At 70.0% G+C, this 17,953-nt stretch carries 15 protein-coding genes and 1 tRNA gene; 15 read left to right on the forward strand and 1 reads right to left on the reverse strand.

The genetic code is table 11. The annotated features are described in order from the left end of the window. The first annotated feature begins 105 nt into the window (after positions 1 to 105). The 4 genes from ASG59_RS18335 (at position 106) to hflX (ending at position 6,008) form a co-directional block, all read left to right on the forward strand. Entirely contained in the window at positions 106 to 2,484 is a 2,379-nt protein-coding gene (locus ASG59_RS18335) for a PAS domain-containing sensor histidine kinase (protein WP_056410666.1), read from the forward strand. Next, positions 2,481 to 3,851 carry a sigma-54 dependent transcriptional regulator gene (locus ASG59_RS18340; RefSeq protein ID WP_055889351.1) on the forward strand — a complete coding sequence of 457 codons (1,371 nt, stop codon included), beginning with the start codon at positions 2,481 to 2,483 and terminating at the stop codon, positions 3,849 to 3,851. Before ASG59_RS18335 ends, ASG59_RS18340 begins: the two co-directional genes overlap by 4 nt. A 162-nt stretch (positions 3,852 to 4,013) precedes the next feature. Then, entirely contained in the window at positions 4,014 to 4,268 is a 255-nt protein-coding gene (gene hfq, locus ASG59_RS18345) for an RNA chaperone Hfq (RefSeq protein ID WP_055889353.1), read from the forward strand. A gap of 381 nt (positions 4,269 to 4,649) precedes the next feature. Next, positions 4,650 to 6,008, forward strand: coding sequence for a GTPase HflX (gene hflX / locus ASG59_RS18350; RefSeq protein WP_055889504.1), 1,359 nt, complete (start codon positions 4,650 to 4,652; stop codon positions 6,006 to 6,008). A 131-nt stretch (positions 6,009 to 6,139) separates the two neighbouring features. On the opposite strand, the gene ASG59_RS18355 is transcribed toward hflX, so the two are convergent. Further along, the gene (locus tag ASG59_RS18355; protein ID WP_055889506.1) at positions 6,140 to 6,712 is read right to left on the reverse strand and encodes a fasciclin domain-containing protein; all 573 of its coding nucleotides are present in this window, start codon (positions 6,710 to 6,712) and stop codon (positions 6,140 to 6,142) included. A 321-nt stretch (positions 6,713 to 7,033) separates the two neighbouring features. Between ASG59_RS18355 and ASG59_RS18360 the strand changes: the two genes are divergently transcribed. The 11 genes from ASG59_RS18360 to ASG59_RS18410 all read left to right on the forward strand — a co-directional run bounded on the left by ASG59_RS18360 (position 7,034) and on the right by ASG59_RS18410 (position 17,916). Continuing rightward, a complete protein-coding gene (locus ASG59_RS18360; RefSeq protein WP_055889356.1) occupies positions 7,034 to 7,744 on the forward strand; it encodes a cell cycle transcriptional regulator TrcR in 711 nt (236 codons plus the stop codon). Between the two features lie 205 nt (positions 7,745 to 7,949). Next, positions 7,950 to 8,513 carry a hypothetical protein gene (locus ASG59_RS18365; RefSeq protein ID WP_244475757.1) on the forward strand — a complete coding sequence of 188 codons (564 nt, stop codon included), beginning with the start codon at positions 7,950 to 7,952 and terminating at the stop codon, positions 8,511 to 8,513. A 315-nt stretch (positions 8,514 to 8,828) separates the two neighbouring features. Next, on the forward strand, positions 8,829 to 10,550 hold the full coding sequence (gene rpsA / locus ASG59_RS18370) for a 30S ribosomal protein S1 (protein ID WP_055889359.1): 1,722 nt from the start codon (positions 8,829 to 8,831) through the stop codon (positions 10,548 to 10,550). A gap of 345 nt (positions 10,551 to 10,895) precedes the next feature. Beyond that, positions 10,896 to 11,858: a signal peptide peptidase SppA gene (gene sppA / locus ASG59_RS18375; RefSeq protein WP_056285532.1), complete on the forward strand. Its 963-nt coding sequence runs from the start codon at positions 10,896 to 10,898 to the stop codon at positions 11,856 to 11,858. Between the two features lie 67 nt (positions 11,859 to 11,925). Continuing rightward, the gene (gene ihfB / locus ASG59_RS18380; protein WP_055889363.1) at positions 11,926 to 12,240 is read left to right on the forward strand and encodes an integration host factor subunit beta; all 315 of its coding nucleotides are present in this window, start codon (positions 11,926 to 11,928) and stop codon (positions 12,238 to 12,240) included. A 28-nt stretch (positions 12,241 to 12,268) separates the two neighbouring features. Beyond that, positions 12,269 to 12,631 (forward strand): LapA family protein, encoded by a 363-nt coding sequence (locus tag ASG59_RS18385; protein ID WP_056410668.1) that lies wholly within the window; start codon positions 12,269 to 12,271, stop codon positions 12,629 to 12,631. A 7-nt stretch (positions 12,632 to 12,638) separates the two neighbouring features. Then, positions 12,639 to 13,289, forward strand: coding sequence for a phosphoribosylanthranilate isomerase (locus ASG59_RS18390; protein WP_056410670.1), 651 nt, complete (start codon positions 12,639 to 12,641; stop codon positions 13,287 to 13,289). Positions 13,290 to 13,478: 189 nt separating this feature from the next. Next, positions 13,479 to 14,720 (forward strand): tryptophan synthase subunit beta, encoded by a 1,242-nt coding sequence (trpB, locus tag ASG59_RS18395; RefSeq protein ID WP_055889371.1) that lies wholly within the window; start codon positions 13,479 to 13,481, stop codon positions 14,718 to 14,720. 169 nt (positions 14,721 to 14,889) lie between these two features. Next, positions 14,890 to 14,966: transfer RNA gene (locus ASG59_RS18400), tRNA-Met, on the forward strand. Between the two features lie 641 nt (positions 14,967 to 15,607). Beyond that, positions 15,608 to 16,888, forward strand: a complete 1,281-nt coding sequence (locus tag ASG59_RS18405) for a hypothetical protein (protein WP_056410674.1) — start codon at positions 15,608 to 15,610, stop codon at positions 16,886 to 16,888. Between the two features lie 41 nt (positions 16,889 to 16,929). Further along, the gene (locus ASG59_RS18410; RefSeq protein WP_056410677.1) at positions 16,930 to 17,916 is read left to right on the forward strand and encodes an aliphatic sulfonate ABC transporter substrate-binding protein; all 987 of its coding nucleotides are present in this window, start codon (positions 16,930 to 16,932) and stop codon (positions 17,914 to 17,916) included. Positions 17,917 to 17,953: the final 37 nt, after the last annotated feature.

Consider the following 17,953-nt stretch of genomic DNA (forward strand, 5'->3'; position numbering starts at 1 on the left):
TCATACTTTGTCATACTTTTACGGCTTTCGCGAGCTGGGTCACAACCGTGTCGGACAAGCGATTCGTATTAATTTCGCCACACTGTTGTGGCGATGCATCAGCCCATGGCGTGGCTTCGACGGTTCAGCAAAAAGCGGCCTCCCGAGGCGGTCTCGGAGGCCTCCGAGACCGCCTCGACGGACGGAGCCGCCCTTGACGTGGTCGTCAGGCCGCCGCCGCGGGGTCCGGGCTGGATCGGCGCCCTGGTGGTCGCCACCGCGCTCGTCTCGGCCATCGCGACCTTCCTGATCCTGGCGGGCGTCATCCGGGTGACGCCGACGCCCACCGTGGGCGTCACCCTGCTCGGCATCAACGTCGCGCTGGTGCTCGGGCTCGTGGTGATCATCGCCTGGGAGGCGCGGGTCTTCCTGCACGCCCGCAAGGCCAATGCGGCGGTGGCGCGGCTGCACACCCGCATCGTCGGCCTGTTCAGCCTCATCGCGATCCTGCCCACCGTGCTGCTGGCGGTGGTGGCGGCGGTGACCATCGACCGCGGCCTGTCGCTCGGCTTCACCGACCGCGTCCGCGACGTGGTGCTGAAGTCCGTGGAGGTGGCCGACGCCTACCAGGAGAACCAGTGCCAGTCGCTGGCCCGCGAGATCCGCATCCTGGCCGACGACCTCACCCGGGCCCGGCCGAACTTCGACGTGAACCGCGACTGGTTCCAGACCTTCCTGACCACGCGGGCGACGGCCCTCGGCCTGCCGGTGGCCGAGATCATGCGCGGCCCCACCGAGGTGGTGGCCCGCGCCAAGATCGACATCATCAAGGAGCGCCGCCTGCCCTCGGCCGCCGCCTTCGAGGAGGCGGCCAAATCGAGCGATCCGATCTGCCTCGTGCCCTCCGAGGGCCGGGTCTTCGCCGCCCTCCTGCGCATGACCGCCTACGACGGGGCGGTGCTGCTGGTCCAGCGCGAGGTCAGCCAGCTCGCGGTGGAATTCCCCGGCGTGTCGCGGGCGGCGGCGGCGGAATATCTCACCTACGATTCGCTCAAGCGCTCGATCCAGATCACCTTCGCCTCGGTGTTCGTGCTGATCGCGCTGATCGCGCTGCTCTCGGCGGTGTGGTTCGGGCTCAACTTCGCCAACCGCTTCGTCGCGCCGATCCGGCGCCTCATCAACGCCGCCGACCAGGTCGCATCGGGCAATTTCTACGCGCAGGTGCCGGCCCGCAAGACCGACGGCGACCTCGCGCATCTCGGCGAGAGCTTCAACAAGATGACGCAGGAGCTGCGCCGCCAGCACGACGGGCTGACGGCGGCCAGCGACCTCATCGACCGCCGGCGCCGCTTCACGGAGGCCGTGCTCTCGGGCGTCTCGCCGGGCGTCATCGGCGTCGACGCCGCCGGCCTCGTCACCATCGCCAACCCGGCGGTGGAGCGCACGCTGGGGATCGGCGCCGAGGAGATCGTCGGGCGGCCCCTGACCCAGGTGGTGCCCGAGTTGCAAGCCCTCTTCCCCGAGGGCAGCGAAGGCCGCCAGCGCGCGCTGCAGCAGCAGATCCAGCTCGTGCGGGACGGCCGCGAGCGCACGGTGACGGTGCGCGTCACCAGCGAGCAGGCGCAAGGGGGCCAGCGCGGCTTCGTGGTGACGCTCGACGACATCACGGACCTGGTGGCGGCCCAGCGCACCTCCGCCTGGGCCGACGTGGCGCGGCGCATCGCCCACGAGATCAAGAACCCGCTCACCCCGATCCAGCTCTCGGCCGAGCGCATCCGGCGCAAGTACGGCAAGGTCATCGTCGAGGACCGCGACGTGTTCGACCAGTGCACGGCGACGATCGTGCGCCAGGTCGACGAGATCAAGCGCATGGTCGACGAGTTCTCGTCCTTCGCGCGGATGCCCAAGCCCGCCATCGGCCGCAACGACCTCGGCGAGATCGCCCGCCAGAACCTCTTCATGATGCGGGTGGCCCACCCCGACCTGGAGTTCGGCTTCTCGGGCGAGGGCGACGGCGGCGAGCCGCTCACCGCCGCCTTCGACATCCGCCTCCTGTCGCAGGCCATCACCAACATCCTCAAGAACGCCGTCGAGGCGGTGATGGCGGTGCCGGAGGCCGAGCGCGGCCAGGGCCGGGTCGACGTGAGGCTTCTCGTGGAGGACGCCTTCGCGGTGATCGAGGTCACCGACACCGGCAAGGGTTTTCCGGTGGAGGGGCGCCAGCGCCTGCTCGAGCCCTATATGACGACCCGCGAGGGCGGCACCGGGCTCGGCCTCGCCATCGTCAGCAAGGTTCTGGAAGACCATGGCGGCGGCATCGAACTGAACGACAACCCGGCCGGGCGGGGCGGGCAGGTGCGCATGCGCATCCCCCGCGACGTCGAGGCCGCCAGCGGGCGGACCCCGGCCGGAACCGGTGACGACATGCGGGGGCCCCGTGCCGCCGCGCCAGACGAGAAGGGCGCCGCACGGACGGGCCCCGAGATCGCGGAGATCCTATCATGAGCGCCGATATCCTGATCGTCGACGACGAGGCCGACATCCGCGACCTCGTGGCCGGCATCCTCGACGACGAGGGCCACCGCACCCGCACCGCCGGAGGTTCCGACGAGGCCCTGGCCGCCATCGAGTCGCGCCGGCCCCACCTCGTCTTCCTCGACATCTGGCTGCAGGGCTCGCGCCTCGACGGGCTGCAGGTGCTCGACCAGATCAAGGCCGGCCACCCCGACCTGCCGGTGGTGATGATCTCGGGCCACGGCAACATCGAGACCGCGGTGGCGGCGATCAAGGCGGGCGCCTACGACTTCATCGAGAAACCGTTCAAGGCCGACCGCCTGATCCTGGTGGCCGAGCGGGCCCTCGAGACCTCGCGCCTGCGCCGGGAGGTCCGCGACCTCAAGACCCGCTCGGGCCAGGCGAGCAAGCTCGTGGGCGGCTCGGTGGCCGTCAACCAGCTGCGCCAGACGGTGGAGCGGGTCGCCCCCACCAATGCGCGGGTCATGATCCTGGGCGCGCCCGGCTCGGGCAAGGAGCTGTCCGCGCGGACCCTGCACGCCTCCTCGACCCGCGCCAACGGCCCGTTCGTGGTCATCAACGCGGCCACCATCACGCCCGAGACCATGGAGGCCGAGCTGTTCGGCGTCGAGGCGGGGGAGGGCCGGGTCCGGCGCGTCGGTGCCCTGGAGGAGGCCCACGGCGGCTCCCTCTACATCGACGAGGTCGCGGACATGCCGCGCGAGACCCAGAACCGCATCCTGCGGGTCCTGGTGGACCAGAACTTCCAGCGGGTCGGCGGCACCACGCGGGTGCATGTGGACGTGCGCATCATCTCCTCCTCCTCGCGGGACCTCGCGGAGGAGATCGCGGGGGGGCGCTTTCGCGAGGACCTGTTCCACCGGCTCTCGGTGGTGCCGATCCGGGTGCCGTCGCTCTCCGAGCGGCGCGAGGACGTGCCCGAGCTGATCGGGTTCTTCATGGAGCAGATCTCGGGCGCCACCGGCCTGCCGCGCCGGCGCATCGCCGAGGACGCCATGGCGGTGCTGCAGTCGCACGACTGGCCCGGCAACATCCGCCAGCTGCGCAACAACGTCGAACGCCTGATGATCCTCACCCACACCGATCCGGAGCAGGAGGTGACCTCCGAGATGCTGCCCACCGAGATCGGTGCCCTGGTGCCCACCACCCCCAACGGGTCGGGCGGCGAGAAGCTGATGAGCCTGGCCCTGCGCGAGGCGCGCGAGATCTTCGAGCGGGAGTACCTCATCGCCCAGATCGCCCGGTTCTCCGGCAACATTTCCCGTACCGCCGAGTTCATCGGCATGGAGCGCTCGGCCCTGCACCGGAAACTGAAGTCGCTCGGCATCGGCTCCTGAAGAATGGCGCGGTCGCGAGCGGTCGCGCACTTGCATCGGGCCGGCAATCTACGTGTAATGGCGAGGTTGACTCGCCCGGTCACGAAGTCGTGGCGGCGACCCCGACTGAAGAGAACCCGCCCGGTGAGGCGGGCGGCATGATTAAACAAGGACAAGAAAAAAATGGCGGCCGAACGCTCTCAGAACCTCCAGGACACGTTCCTCAATCACGTTCGCAAGAACAAGATCCCGCTCACCATCTTCCTCGTGAACGGCGTCAAGCTCCAGGGCGTGGTGACGTGGTTCGACAACTTTTGCGTGCTTCTGCGCCGCGACGGCCATTCGCAACTCGTCTACAAGCACGCGATCTCGACGATCATGCCGGGCCACCCGGTGCAGCTGTTCGAACCCGACGAGGCCGCGCCCGAGAAGGCGTGAGGTCGAACGCCGATCGATCCCCGCGGGGCCATTCCCCGGGCGGGTGACGCGAAACGGAACCCGACCCGGGGTCCGGCACGACGAGCCGCGCGGCGTCGATACCGTCTGCGCCGCTCGCATCGAGCCGCCGCGATCGAGCCGCCGAGGCGGCCCTTCACGACACCGGTTCCCGGGTCGTCGCCCGCTGACGCTCCGGGCGTCCGGGACATGACGTCCGACCGGTTCGATCCTCCGCAAAAGCTCATCGGCCTCCATCGTTCGATGGGAGCACGCCCTTGTCTGCAGCCGGCAAAGGCCCATTGTCCTGGAACGCATCAGGACGAGGCCGGACAGCAGTTGACGAACCACACGATCACCCCCGGCGAAGCCCGGCTTCAGGCGATGGCGGCTCCCGAGGGTGAGATCGCGGCCGCGACCCATACCCTGGTCATCGGTCCCTATCTCGCGCGGACCGCCTCCGGCGGCAGCCGCAGCGAGGCCTCGCGGGCCACAGATGCCCGCCTCGACGAGGCCGTGGGGCTGGCGGCCGCCATCGAGCTCGACGTGGTCGAGGCGATCTGCTTGTCGCTGCCGCGCATCCGGCCCTCGACCTACCTCGGCAAGGGCCGGGTCGAGGAACTGGCCGGCGTCATCAAGGCGCGCGAGATCGGCCTCGTGGTGATGGATTGCGCCCTCTCGCCGGTGCAGCAGCGCAACCTCGAGAAGGAACTCGGCGCCAAGGTCATCGACCGCACCGGCCTCATCCTCGAGATCTTCGGGCGCCGCGCCTCGACGCGCGAAGGGCGGCTGCAGGTGGAGCACGCCCACCTCGCCTACCAGAAGAGCCGGCTCGTGCGGTCCTGGACCCACCTGGAGCGCCAGCGCGGCGGCTTCGGCTTCCTCGGCGGCCCCGGCGAGACCCAGATCGAGGCCGACCGGCGCATGATCCAGGAGCGCATGACCCGGATCGAGCGCGACCTCGACGGCGTCACCCGCACCCGCGGCCTGCACCGGCAGGGCCGCGCGAGGGTCCCGTACCCGATCGTGGCCCTCGTCGGCTACACGAACGCGGGCAAGTCGACCCTGTTCAACACCCTGACCAAGGCCGAGGTGATGGCGCAGGACATGCTGTTCGCCACCCTCGACCCGACGGCGCGCGCCACCAGGCTGCCGCACGGCGAGACCGTGATCCTGTCCGACACCGTCGGCTTCATCTCGGACCTGCCGACCTCCCTCATCGCGGCCTTCCGCGCGACGCTGGAGGACGTGATCGAGGCCGACATCCTGCTGCACGTGCGCGACATCTCGCACGGCGACAGCGAGGCCCAGGCCGAGGACGTCGGCGGGGTCCTGCGCGAACTCGGCATCGAGACCTCGGCCGACCGGATCATCGAGGTCTGGAACAAGGCCGACCTGCTGGACGAGGACGAGCGCAACCGCCTCCTCAACCTCACGGGGACCGGGCGGAGCGACCGCGACAGCGGCGCCCCCGTCCTCGTCTCCGCGGTGACCGGCGAGGGGATGGCGGCGCTCACGAGCCGGATCGAGGCGCGGATCGCCAAGTCGCGCTCGACCTTCGCGGTGGTCCTCTCACCCGAGGACGGCGGCGCCCTGCATTGGCTCTACGAGAACGCGGAAGTGCTCGACCGGCGCGAGGAGGAGGGCGGCACGATCCACCTCGCCATCCGCATCGCCCCCGAGAAGGAGCCGCGTTTCCTCAACCGGTTCGACGGGGCGCGGCGCCTCAGCCGGGCGGGGTGAGGGCGCTCCGACCCTCCGTGCGGGGAGACGAATCGGAGGCGAGGGTGGCGAAGACGGCACCGCGACGCTCGAACCCCGCACCCTTCCCCCTCCCCGTTAAAGGGGGAGGGGGAAGGGCGGAGCGCAAGGCCTTACGGCTGCAGGACGCCGTTCACGACGTGGATGACGCCGTTGGACTGCATCACGTTGGCCACCGTGACCTTGGCGGTGCTGCCCTTGGTGTCGGTGACGAACACCGACTTGCCCTTGGCCTGGATCACGAGGGGGGTGCCCTCGACGGTCTTGAGCTGGGCCTCGCCGCCGCCGTCCTTGACGAGCTTCATCAGGTCCTTGGCGGTGTAGGTGCCCGAGACCACGTGATAGGTCAGGATCTTGGTAAGGGTGCCCTTGTTCTCGGGCTTCACCAGGGTCTCGACGGTGCCGGCCGGCAGCTTGGCGAAGGCGGCGTTGGTGGGCGCGAACACCGTGAACGGACCCGGGCCCGACAGGGTGTCGACGAGGCCGGCGGCCTTGACGGCGGCCACCAGGGTCGTGTGGTCCTTGGAGTTGACGGCGTTCTCGACGATGGTCTTGGATGCGAACATCGGTGCGCCGCCGACCATCGGGTTCTTGGCGAAGGCCACGGCCGGCAGGGCCGCGCCGACCGAGACGGCCAGGGCCACGGCGGCGGCGGTGGAGGCGAACGAGCGGCGGGCGTTGGACATCATCATGGAGCGTTTTCCTCGGTACGAGCCCCTGCGATCGGGGCGGTGATCGGTCTTACGGGGCTCTCCGGGGAAAAGTTTCAGGCCTTTCGTCCGAGGGCGATCGTAGCCGCACCGGGAGCCGGGGTTTTCGGGCGCCGAGGTCCGTATCGAGATGCGAGTCCGCATGAGGATGATTGCGGCGCTCCGATCTCGCGCCTATAAGCGAGGCATCCCCTTTTTGATGGCGTGAGACGGGACGCTTCGGATCAATGGATCCGGACCCCCGCGGACCGATTCCCGGACCGGCTCGTCCTCGCCCGCCGTGTTTGGAGTTGCCCGATGTCCCAGGGTCCGCTGATGCCCAAGGCGACCGCCGTCTGGCTGGTCGAGAACACGTCGCTCGCCTTCGAGCAGATCGCCGACTTCTGCAAGCTGCACCCGCTGGAGGTGAAGGGCATCGCCGACGGCGAGGTCGCGGCCGGCATCAAGGGGCTCGACCCGATCACCACCGGCCAGCTCACCCGCGACGAGATCGAGAGGGCGCAGCGGGTGCCCGACTACAAGCTCAAGGTCGCGGTCTCGAAGGTGAAGCTGCCCGAGGTCAAGCGCACCACCAAGGGCCCGCGCTACACGCCGCTGTCGCGCCGGCAGGACCGGCCCAACGCCATCCTCTGGCTGCTGCGCAGCCACCCCGAGCTCAAGGACGCGCAGATCATCCGGCTGGTGGGCACCACCAAGTCGACGATCCAGCAGATCCGCGAGCGCACCCACTGGAACTCGAGCGCCCTGCAGCCGATGGACCCGGTGACGCTGGGCCTCTGCACGCAGATCGACCTCGATTTCGAGGTGCAGCGTGCCGCCAAGGACCGGCCCGCCACCGTGCCGGCCGACGTCGGAGCGAGCCTCCTGCCCACCGAGCTCTCGACGGCGCAAGAGACCGACGAGCACGCCGAGCACCACCGCAACGCCCGCGACGAAAAACTCAACGTCGATTCGGTCTTCGCCAAGCTCAAGGGCATGCGCCAGACCGACGAGGACGACGAGGACTGATCACCGCCTGCGGGCCTGGCGCCGAAGACCTCTTGAGACCTCTTGGCCGCGGGCGGGATATCGCGACGTCGGCCAGGAGCACGAACGAGGACTGCCTCGGCCGGGTCCGGCCCGGCCGGGGCAGCCGAAACGGCTCGCCAAGCGCGATAAAATGCCGGATAGTGTTCCGCCGCGATGGGCGAGGGCATCGCATCTGGAGCGTCCCATGGCCTCCCTGGGAACCGACACCGACGCCGGCCCGGTCTACGACCGGGCATCGCGGAGCGAGCGATCCGCAGTCGGGCCGGGCGGCCTGCGCCCTTGCAATATCGTTCAGGGTGCTGCGCAGGAGCCTGTGACGCTCGCGGAATCGCTCATGGCGGACGCCGGCTGGAGCGCGTCGAACTTCAGCGAGGCCGGCCCCAACCCGCCGTATCTGCGCATCGGCGGCAAGCTGTGGGTGACGCTGACCGAATACGAGCCCTGCTTCTCCTCCTACCACCGCGACCGGATGCTGTTCCGCTCCAAGGTCTCGATGACCGAACATCTCGGCCGATACCGCGAGATCATGGTCGACCCGATCGCCTTCGAGGAATGCTACGGGCCGGGGGAGGGGACCGACGCCACCTTCCCGTTCGGGGCCTGGCTGGAGATCCGCGAAGTCGGCTTCAAGGGTCTGACCCTGTGGGGCCGGCGCCACGGCACGGTGACGCTGCCCCTGGAACCCCTCGCGGTGGCCTCGGCGGTGTGGCTGCGCGGCGGTGGGCCGCCCAAGGCTTCCCTGACCTGACCAAGCTTCCTTGACCTGAGACCGGCGCCCCTGACCTGAGACCGCCGCCCAAACGGCGCGGCGCGGTTGCCCCTGAGCGCGCGATCGCGTATGTCGTCGCCGTTCCTCACGATGGATGCGACGTCTCCTGGGCAGTTCCTGCCCGCCGCCGCGCCATTGCGGGGATGGCCCTCGACCAGCGTTGAGACTGCGTCGGCCCTCCCTCGGGGAGGTGAGCCCGTCGATCCCGAACGGATCCCGGGCGGCGTCGGAGGGGGTCTCCCGTCACACGAGCCGCCGATGCCGGCCTCTTCAGGAGGCCTGTCAGGAGACAGAATGACCGCTGGTAACGCCCTGCAGCGTAGCCCGAGCCGCGACGACTTCGCGGCTCTCCTCGAGGAAAGCTTCCTCGAGCACGAGATCACCGAAGGTTCCGTCGTCAAGGGTCGCGTCGTCGCGATCGAGAAGGACGTCGCCGTCATCGACATCGGCGCCAAGACGGAAGGCCGTGTCGCCCTCAAGGAATTCAACGGCCCCGGCCGCGACGACCTCGCGGTCGGCGACGAGGTCGAGGTCTATGTCGACCGCATCGAGAATGCGCTCGGCGAGGCCGTCATCTCGCGCGACAAGGCGCGCCGCGAGGAGAGCTGGGTCAAGCTCGAGAAGGCCTTCGAGGCCAACGAGCGCGTCACCGGCGCGATCTTCAACCAGGTCAAGGGCGGCTACACCGTCGACCTCGACGGCGCCGTGGCGTTCCTGCCGCGCTCCCAGGTCGACATCCGCCCCGTGCGTGACGTCACGCCCCTGCTCGGCACGCCCCAGCCGTTCCAGATCCTCAAGATGGATCGCCGCCGCGGCAACATCGTGGTCTCGCGCCGCACCGTCCTCGAGGAGAGCCGCGCCGAGCAGCGCTCCGAGCTCGTGGCCAACCTCGAAGAGGGCCAGGTCATCGACGGCGTCGTCAAGAACATCACCGAATACGGCGCTTTCGTGGATCTGGGCGGCATCGACGGCCTGCTCCACGTCACCGACATGGCCTGGCGCCGCGTCAACCACCCGTCCGAGGTCGTGACCATCGGCCAGACGGTCAAGGTCAAGATCATCAAGATCAACCACGAGACCCACCGCATCTCGCTCGGCATCAAGCAGCTGCTCGCCGATCCGTGGGAGGGCATCGCCCAGCGCTACCCGGTCGAGGCCAAGATCAAGGGCCGCGTCACCAACATCACCGACTACGGCGCCTTCGTGGAGCTGGAGCCGGGGATCGAGGGCCTGATCCACGTCTCCGAGATGAGCTGGACCAAGAAGAACGTCCACCCCGGCAAGATCGTCTCCACCTCCCAGGAAGTGGAAGTGCAGATCCTCGAGGTCGATCCGGTCAAGCGCCGCATCTCGCTCGGCCTCAAGCAGACCCTGCAGAACCCGTGGGAGGCCTTCTCCGAGAAGCATCCCGTCGGCTCCGAGGTCGAGGGCGAGGTCAAGAACAAGACCGAGTTCGGCCTGTTCATCGGCCTCGAAGGCGATGTCGACGGCATGGTCCACCTGTCGGATCTCGACTGGAACCGTCCCGGCGAGCAGGTCATCGAGGAGTTCAAGAAGGGCGACATGCTGCGCGCCCAGGTCCTCGACGTCGACGTCGAGAAGGAGCGCATCTCGCTGGGCGTCAAGCAGCTCGGCGGTGACCCCTTCGCCGAGGCCGGCGAGCTCAAGAAGGGTCAGGTCGTGACCTGCGAGGTGGTCGAGGTGAAGGATTCGGGCGTCGAGGTGAAGATCATCGACACCGACCTCTCGACCTTCATCCGCCGTGCCGAACTCGCCCGCGACCGCGGCGACCAGCGTCCCGAGCGTTTCGCCGCCGGCGAGAAGTTCGATGCCCGCGTGATCCAGTTCGACCGCAAGGTCCGCCGGGTCCAGCTCTCCATCAAGGCCCTCGAAATGGCCGAGGAGAAGGAGGCGATGGCCCAGTTCGGCTCCGCCGATTCGGGTGCCTCGCTCGGCGAGATCCTGGGCGCGGCCTTCAAGAAGGCCCGCACCAGCGACGACAAGGACGAGGAATAGTCTCATCCCCCGCCGCCCTTCGGGGCGGTGGGCCGGACGACCACGCAACCCGCGCGGGATCGCCTCCCGCGCGGGTTTTTCCATGCCATGCGCGCAGCCTCTTCGATGCGCGCACGTACAGCCTCTTGCCGCTCCGGCGCGGGCGGGGCTAGAACACCGCCCCCGAGTCGACCTCCCGGGCGTCAAGCCCATGCTCGCCAAGTCCATCCCCGCCAACGACTTGGCGACCGTCACGGACCCGAACGCGACGCCGAAGGATGGTGCAAACGGTCCGGGGTTGTGGGAGAAGGGGGCAAGAACAGGCTCGCCCCAATCCGAGCCGGACCCGCGGGAGTGACCGAACGCATGGCAGCCGACGCCGAACTTCTGATCGATCGCCGCCGCCTGCGCCGAAAGCTGTCGGTGTGGCGCGTGGTCGGCATCGGCTCCCTCGTGGTGGCGGTGGGCGCCGTGGGCCTTCGCCTGCGCGGCGGCGAGGTCGCGGGCTTCGGTGCCATCAAGCCGCAGATCGCCCGCATCAGCGTGGGCGGCTTCATCGCCGGGAGCGAGGAGACCACCAAGCTGATCGCGCGGGTGCGCGAGTCGAGCGCCGTCCAGGGCGTGGTGGTCTCGATCTCCTCGCCCGGCGGCACCACGACCGGGTCGGAGGAACTCCACCGCAACCTGCGTGCGCTCGCCGAGAAGAAGCCGATGGTGGCCTTCGTCGACGGCACCGCCGCCTCGGGCGCCTACATCGCCGCGATCGCCGCCGACCACATCGTGGCGCGCGAGACCGCGCTGGTCGGCTCGATCGGCGTCCTGTTCCAGTACCCGGACCTGTCCGGGCTTCTCGACAAGGTCGGCGTCAAGGTCGAATCCATCAAGTCGGCCCCGCTCAAGGCCGAGCCGTCGGGCTTCACCCCGACCTCGCCCGAGGCGCGCGCGGCCCTGGCCGCGGTGGTCGGCGATACCTACGGCTGGTTCAAGGGCCTCGTCTCCGACCGTCGCAAGATGAGCGACAAGGAACTCGCCGTGGTCGCCGACGGTCGCGTCTTCAGCGGGCGCCAGAGCGTGCCCCTCAAGCTCGTGGACGCGCTGGGCGGCGAGCGCGATGCCGTGGCCTGGCTCGAGAACAGCCGCGGCGTCGCCAAGGGACTGCCGGTGACCGATTGGAAGCCCAAGGGCAAGAGCGACTTCCAGCTCTGGTCGGCGCTGGGCACCGGCGCCGAACTCCTCGGCCTCCCGGGAGCCGCGATGCAACTGCGCGCCGTCGGCACCGAGACCACCGACCTCGCCCAGGGCGGCCTGCTGGCCCTGTGGCGGCCCTGATCGACCTACGGTTCTCCACCCTCCACCGCCGGCCTCGCCGGCGACAGACCTGCGAGAAGACGGCCGCATGATCAAGTCGGAGCTCGTGCTCAGGATCGCCGAGCAGAACCCGCATCTCTACCAGCGCGACGTCGAGACCCTGGTCAACGCCATCCTCGACACGATCGCCGACGCCCTGGCGCGGGGCGACCGGGTCGAGCTGCGGGGCTTCGGCGCCTTCTCGGTGAAACGCCGCGATGCGAGGCGGGGACGCAACCCGCGCACGGGAGCGGCCGTTGCCGTTTCCGAGAAGGCCATCCCCGTCTTCAAGACCGGCAAGGAAATGCGCCAGCGCTTGAACGACGCGGGGATCGGCGACGATCGGGCCGAGGCGGCCCCGTGACGAGATTCACGACAACCGGAGGACTTCGATGATCCGCTTCCTCAAGGGACTTGTGCTGCTGCCGGTGGCGATCGTCGTCGTCGCGCTGGCGGTGGCCAATCGCGAGGCGGTGCGCCTGTCCTTCGATCCGTTCTCGCCCGACATGCCCGTCTTCAGCGTGACGCTGCCGTTCTACCTGATCCTGTTCGGGGCGGTGGCGCTGGGCGTGGTGCTCGGCGGGATCGGCACCTGGCTCGGCCAGTCCGGCGTCCGCCGCCGCAGCCGCGATCGCCGCCGCGAGATCCACCGCCTCGAGACCGAGACCGCCCGGCTCAAGACGCAGGTGCCGGGCGGCGACGACCTCTATTCGCGCGGCGGCACGAACCAGGTCGCCCTGCCGGCGCCGCGCTGACACCGCGATGCCCGCGACGCGTGTCAAGATCTGCGGGCTGAGCACGGCCGACACCCTGGAGGCCGCCCTCGATGCCGGGGCCGACCTCGTCGGCTTCGTACATTTCCCAAAGAGCCCGCGCCACGTCGACTGGGAGACCGGAGCCCGCCTGTCGGCGCAAGCGAGGGGCCGTGCCGGGCGCGTCCTCCTCCTGGTCGATCCCGACGATGCGCTGCTGGCGCAAGGCCTCGCCGCGGTCGAGCCGGACCTCGTGCAGCTCCACGGCAGCGAGTCCCCCGAACGCGTCGCCGCCATCCGCAAGGCGATCGGGCGGCCGGTGATCAAGGCGATCGGCATCGCCAGGCGTGACGACCTGGCGGCACTGGCGCCGTATGTGGGCGTGGCCGACATCCTCCTCCTCGATGCCAAGCCGCCGGCGGACGCCGACCTGCCGGGCGGCAACGGCCATGCCTTCGACTGGGATGTCCTGGCGGGCGCCGACCTCCCCGCCGGAACGATGCTGTCGGGTGGGCTGACGCCGCAGACCGTGGCGCAAGCCCTACGCCGGACGGGTATCGCGGCCCTCGACGTCTCCTCGGGCGTGGAGAGCGCGCCGGGGGTCAAGGATCCGGACCGGATCCGGGCCTTCATCGCCGCAGCGCGCGCCGGCGGCGGGTGAAACCGGAAGCCTCGCGTTTTCCGCCCGGATGGCGCTCGCGCCGCATTGTCGGCAAACCGTGCTAGACTCATGTGAGAGCCCGGAACCGCATCGTTTCGTTCACGAACCGCGATCCCCGTCGCCGGCCGGAGGCACGACCTCACGCTGCCCGCCGACACGGAGGACGCCCGCTTGCAAGGAACCGCCACCGTGACCATCGCCCCGACCCCGAACTCGTTCCGCACCGGCCCCGACGAGCGCGGCCGCTTCGGCATCTTCGGCGGACGTTTCGTGGCCGAGACGCTGATGCCGCTGATCCTCGACCTCGAGGCCGCCTACACGAAGGCCAAGGCCGACCCGGCGTTCCAGGAGGAGATGGACGGCTACCTGACCCACTACGTCGGCCGGCCGAGCCCGCTCTACTACGCCGAGCGCTTCACCGAGCACCTGCGCGCGCAGTCGGAGCCGGGCCACGGCGCCAAGGTCTACTTCAAGCGCGACGAGCTGAACCACACCGGCTCGCACAAGGTGAACAACGTGCTCGGGCAGATCCTGCTCGCCCGCCGCATGGGCAAGCCGCGGATCATCGCCGAGACCGGGGCCGGCCAACACGGGGTCGCCACCGCCACGCTGTGCGCCCGCTTCGGCCTGAAGTGCGTGATCTACATGGGCGCCGTCGACGTGGCGCGCCAGGCGCCCAACGTGTTCCGCATGAAGATGCTGGGCGCCGAGGTGGTGCCGGTGCAATCGGGCACCCGCACCCTGAAGGACGCCATGAACGAGGCCCTGCGCGACTGGGTCACCAACGTCGCCGACACGTTCTATTGCATCGGTACCGTGGCCGGGCCGCACCCGTATCCGGCGATGGTGCGCGACTTCCAGTCGATCATCGGCAAAGAGACGAAGGAGCAGATGCTGGCGCGGGAAGGGCGGCTGCCCGACTCGCTGGTCGCCTGCATCGGCGGCGGCTCCAACGCCATGGGCCTGTTCCATCCCTTCCTCGACGACCGCGACGTCGAGATCTTCGGCGTCGAGGCCGCCGGTCACGGCGTCTCCTCGGGGCTGCATGCCGCCTCGCTCACGGGAGGCCGGCCCGGCGTGCTCCACGGCAACCGCACCTACCTGCTGCAGGACGCCGACGGCCAGATCTCGGACGCCCATTCGATCTCGGCGGGCCTCGACTACCCCGGCATCGGGCCCGAGCATTCCTGGCTGCACGAGACCGGCCGCGTCACCTACATCTCGGCCACCGACCAGGAGGCGCTGGAGGCGTTCAAGCTGTGCTCGCTCCTGGAAGGCATCATCCCGGCGCTCGAACCGGCCCATGCCCTGGCCAAGGTGATGCAGCTCGCCCCCACGAAGCCGGTCGACCACCTCATGGTGGTCAACCTCTGCGGCCGCGGCGACAAGGACGTGCCGCAGGTGGCCGAGATCATGGGCACCACCCTCTAGAACGTCGGACCGGGAGGTGGCCGCCGGCTTTGGAAGAAAGCCGTCGGCCACGATGCGCAAAGCCGACGCCGAACGCACCCCAAACGCACCGTTGACACCACGCGGCGGTTTTCCCTATACCGCCGGCTCCGGTCGGGACCGTCGTTCACGCGAAGGCCCCGGACGTTGGGGCGGGGTAGCTCAGCTGGTTAGAGCAGAGGAATCATAATCCTTGTGTCGGGGGTTCGAGTCCCTCTCTCGCTACCAAATTTGTCGATGATCGCGCTTTCGAACCCTGGCCCCGCAGCCGGGGTTTTTCGTTGTCGCGGCCAGAGGACGTCGTCCCGCCGGATGGCGTCGGCGTCGCGGCCCTGCGTTTTCGGCGATCCGTATCGGCCACCGCGTGCCCGATCGCATCTTCGTCGGCCTGGCCGATGTGCCGGTCTCGGCGTGATGACCGGTCCCCGACGACCCGTTCGCGCAGGAAGACCGACGTTTCGCGCATCGGGCGTTTCGCGCATCGAAACGACTGCACGACGGCCCATCTTTGGAAGCACATCCCCGGTCCGAACGGCTAGAATCACTCCATCGAAAGCATAGGCTTGCGACGGGAGAGCCTGCATTGCCGATGATCGCCCGGATGTACTTTCTGGAACAGACGATGGTGCCGTCCCGCGCGTCCTGTCGAGGCGGAGCCGGTGAGAACCGCTGTGGACGGCATGCGGTCGGGCATCGCCGACGTGCGATCGCTCCCCCGTCGATGACCGCCTGAGGTCCGGTAGCGCCCTCCGGCCGATGCCGGGCGCGCCGTCTCGAGGCTGACGCCGTCGCGGTCCCGCTCGGCGACCCGGATCGGCCGGCCGGCGGCTCCATGCTTCTCGCATCCCTGCGGACGGGAGGACTTTTGCATGCCCATCACCCTGTCCCGACCTCCTCGCAGGCCCTGGGCGATCCTGTGCGGCGCAACCCTGGTCGGCGCCGCCTGCCTTGCCGCGGTCGCGTCCGATGGGTCGGACGGCGGTTCGACGCCGCGCCCCGTCCCGGCCTCGGTCGCCACCGACCTTCCGGACCAGATCGAGCCGGACCAGATCGAGACCAACGACGCGGAAACGGCGGCGCGGGTGACCCTCGGCCCGGGTGGCCGCGACCTGCGTCTGGCCGGCGATCTCATGGAGGGGGTGTCGGCGCGGGTCGCCGCCCTGCTCGCGAAAAACCCGGGCGTGCGGCGCATCCACCTCACCAGCGGCGGCGGCCTCGTCTCGGAGGGCATGAGCCTCGGGAGCCTCGTCGCGGCACACGGCCTGGCCACCTACGTCCCGGACGATTGCGCCTCGGCCTGCACCCTCGTCTTCGTCCGCGGCACCCGGCGCTACCTCGGGACGGGTGGACGGCTCGGATTCCACGCCCCCTACGAGACCGGGCCGTCCGGGCGGAGCCCAGTGATGGACCCCGCGCCCGAGCGCGCCGCCTACCGCGACGCCGGCATCGCGGCGGACTTCGTCGCCGAGGCGCTGGCGGTGGCCTCTGACGACATGTGGACGCCCGAGCCGGAGCGGCTCGTCCGGGCCGGCGTGGTCACGGACGTGGTCGGGACCGACCGCTTCCCCGATTCGACCCTCGACGACGACGACAGCCCGCAGGCGGCCCGCGCCCAGGTCCTGCGCAACCTGCCGGTCCTCGCCGGGGCCGACCCCGCCGCCGTCGACCGGATCGCCGCCTGGTACCGCGACGGCTACGCCACGGGGCGCACCGAGGCGGACGCCCTCGACGGGCTGCACCGGCAGGCGGCCGCCCACCTGCGCGCGGTGCTGCGCGGGGCCGACGAGGCGACGGTGCTGGCGTTCGGGCAGGCCGCCCTCGCCGCCATGCGGCAGGCCACGGACGGGAGCGCGTGCGAGGCGATCGCGGGCGGCGACGCCGTCGTGATCGGGGACACGCTCGGCACCCTCCGGCCATCGGGAGCGGGCGTGGCCGCCCTGATCGCGCGGGCGCGCGGGCAGGGCGGGGGCCGGACCGCGGTCGCCGCGTCCGAAGACCGAATGCGGCCTCCCGCCCGGCCCTCGACCGGGGCTTGCCGGGCCGGGACCCAGGCCCTGCGCCGAGCCCTGGCCCGGCCCCTCCATCAGGCGGCCTCGGCCCTGCGCGCCCTGCTTCTCGCCGAGCCGGCGACCCTGGTCGCCGCGAAATGATCCCCACCCGTCTCACGTTCACCGAAGGAACACCCGTCCCGATGTCCCGATCCGCCCTGCCTCTCGCCACCCTCCGCCCGGACATCGCCCGACGGCTGTGGACCGCCCTCCTGGTGCTGGCCATCGTCGTGTCCGGCACGCTGATCGCGCGTGCCGACGAGCGGGTGATCCGCGTCGGCTACCAGAAGTACGGCACCCTGGTCCTGCTCAAGGGCAAGGGCCTCCTCGAACAGAAGCTGAGGCCGCTCGGCTACAGGGTCGTCTGGGCCGAGTTCCCGTCCGGGCCGCCGCTGCTGGAGGCGCTCAACGCCGCCGCGGTCGACGTCGGGTCGGCCGGCGAGGCCCCGCCGGTCTTCGCGCAGGCCGCCAACCCCGGCGAGTTCCTCTACGTCGCCCACGAGCCGCCGGCCCCCTCGGGCGAGGCGATCCTGGTGGCCAAGGACAGCCCGATCCGCTCCGTGGCGGACCTGCGCGGCAAGAAGGTCGCGTTCAACAAGGGCTCGAACGTCCAGTACCTGCTGGTGCGGGCCCTGGAGCGGGCCGGCGTCCCCTACGAGGCGATCACCCCGGTCCACCTCTCGCCCGCGGACGCGGCGGCCGCCTTCGCGCGCGGGGCGGTGGATGCCTGGGCGATCTGGGACCCCTTCCTTGCCTCCGGCGAACGCTCCACTGGCGCGCGCACCCTCGTGAACGGCAGCGACCTCGTACCTAACCGCCAGTTCTACCTGTCGCGGCGCAGCTTCGCCGAGGCGAACGGAGCCGCCATCGACGCGGTGGTGGCGGCGATCGGCGAGATCGACGCCTGGGCCAAGGACAACACCGATGCGGTCGCGGCCGAACTCGCGCCCTCCATCGGCATCCCGGCCGCGGTCCTCTCGGTCGCGCTCAAGCGCCAGACCTACGGCGTGACGCCCCTCGATGCGGCGACCGTCGCCGACCAGCAGCGGGTCGCGGACGCCTTCCACGCGCTCGGCCTTCTGCCCAAGCCCGTCACGATCGCGGATGCGGTGCGCAAGCCGGGACGCTGACCCCTCTCGACCCGTCGTCCCCGCATCTTCGCCGAGA

The organism is Methylobacterium sp. Leaf466 (assembly GCF_001425565.1).
In the GTDB taxonomy this organism is placed as follows: domain Bacteria; phylum Pseudomonadota; class Alphaproteobacteria; order Rhizobiales; family Beijerinckiaceae; genus Methylobacterium.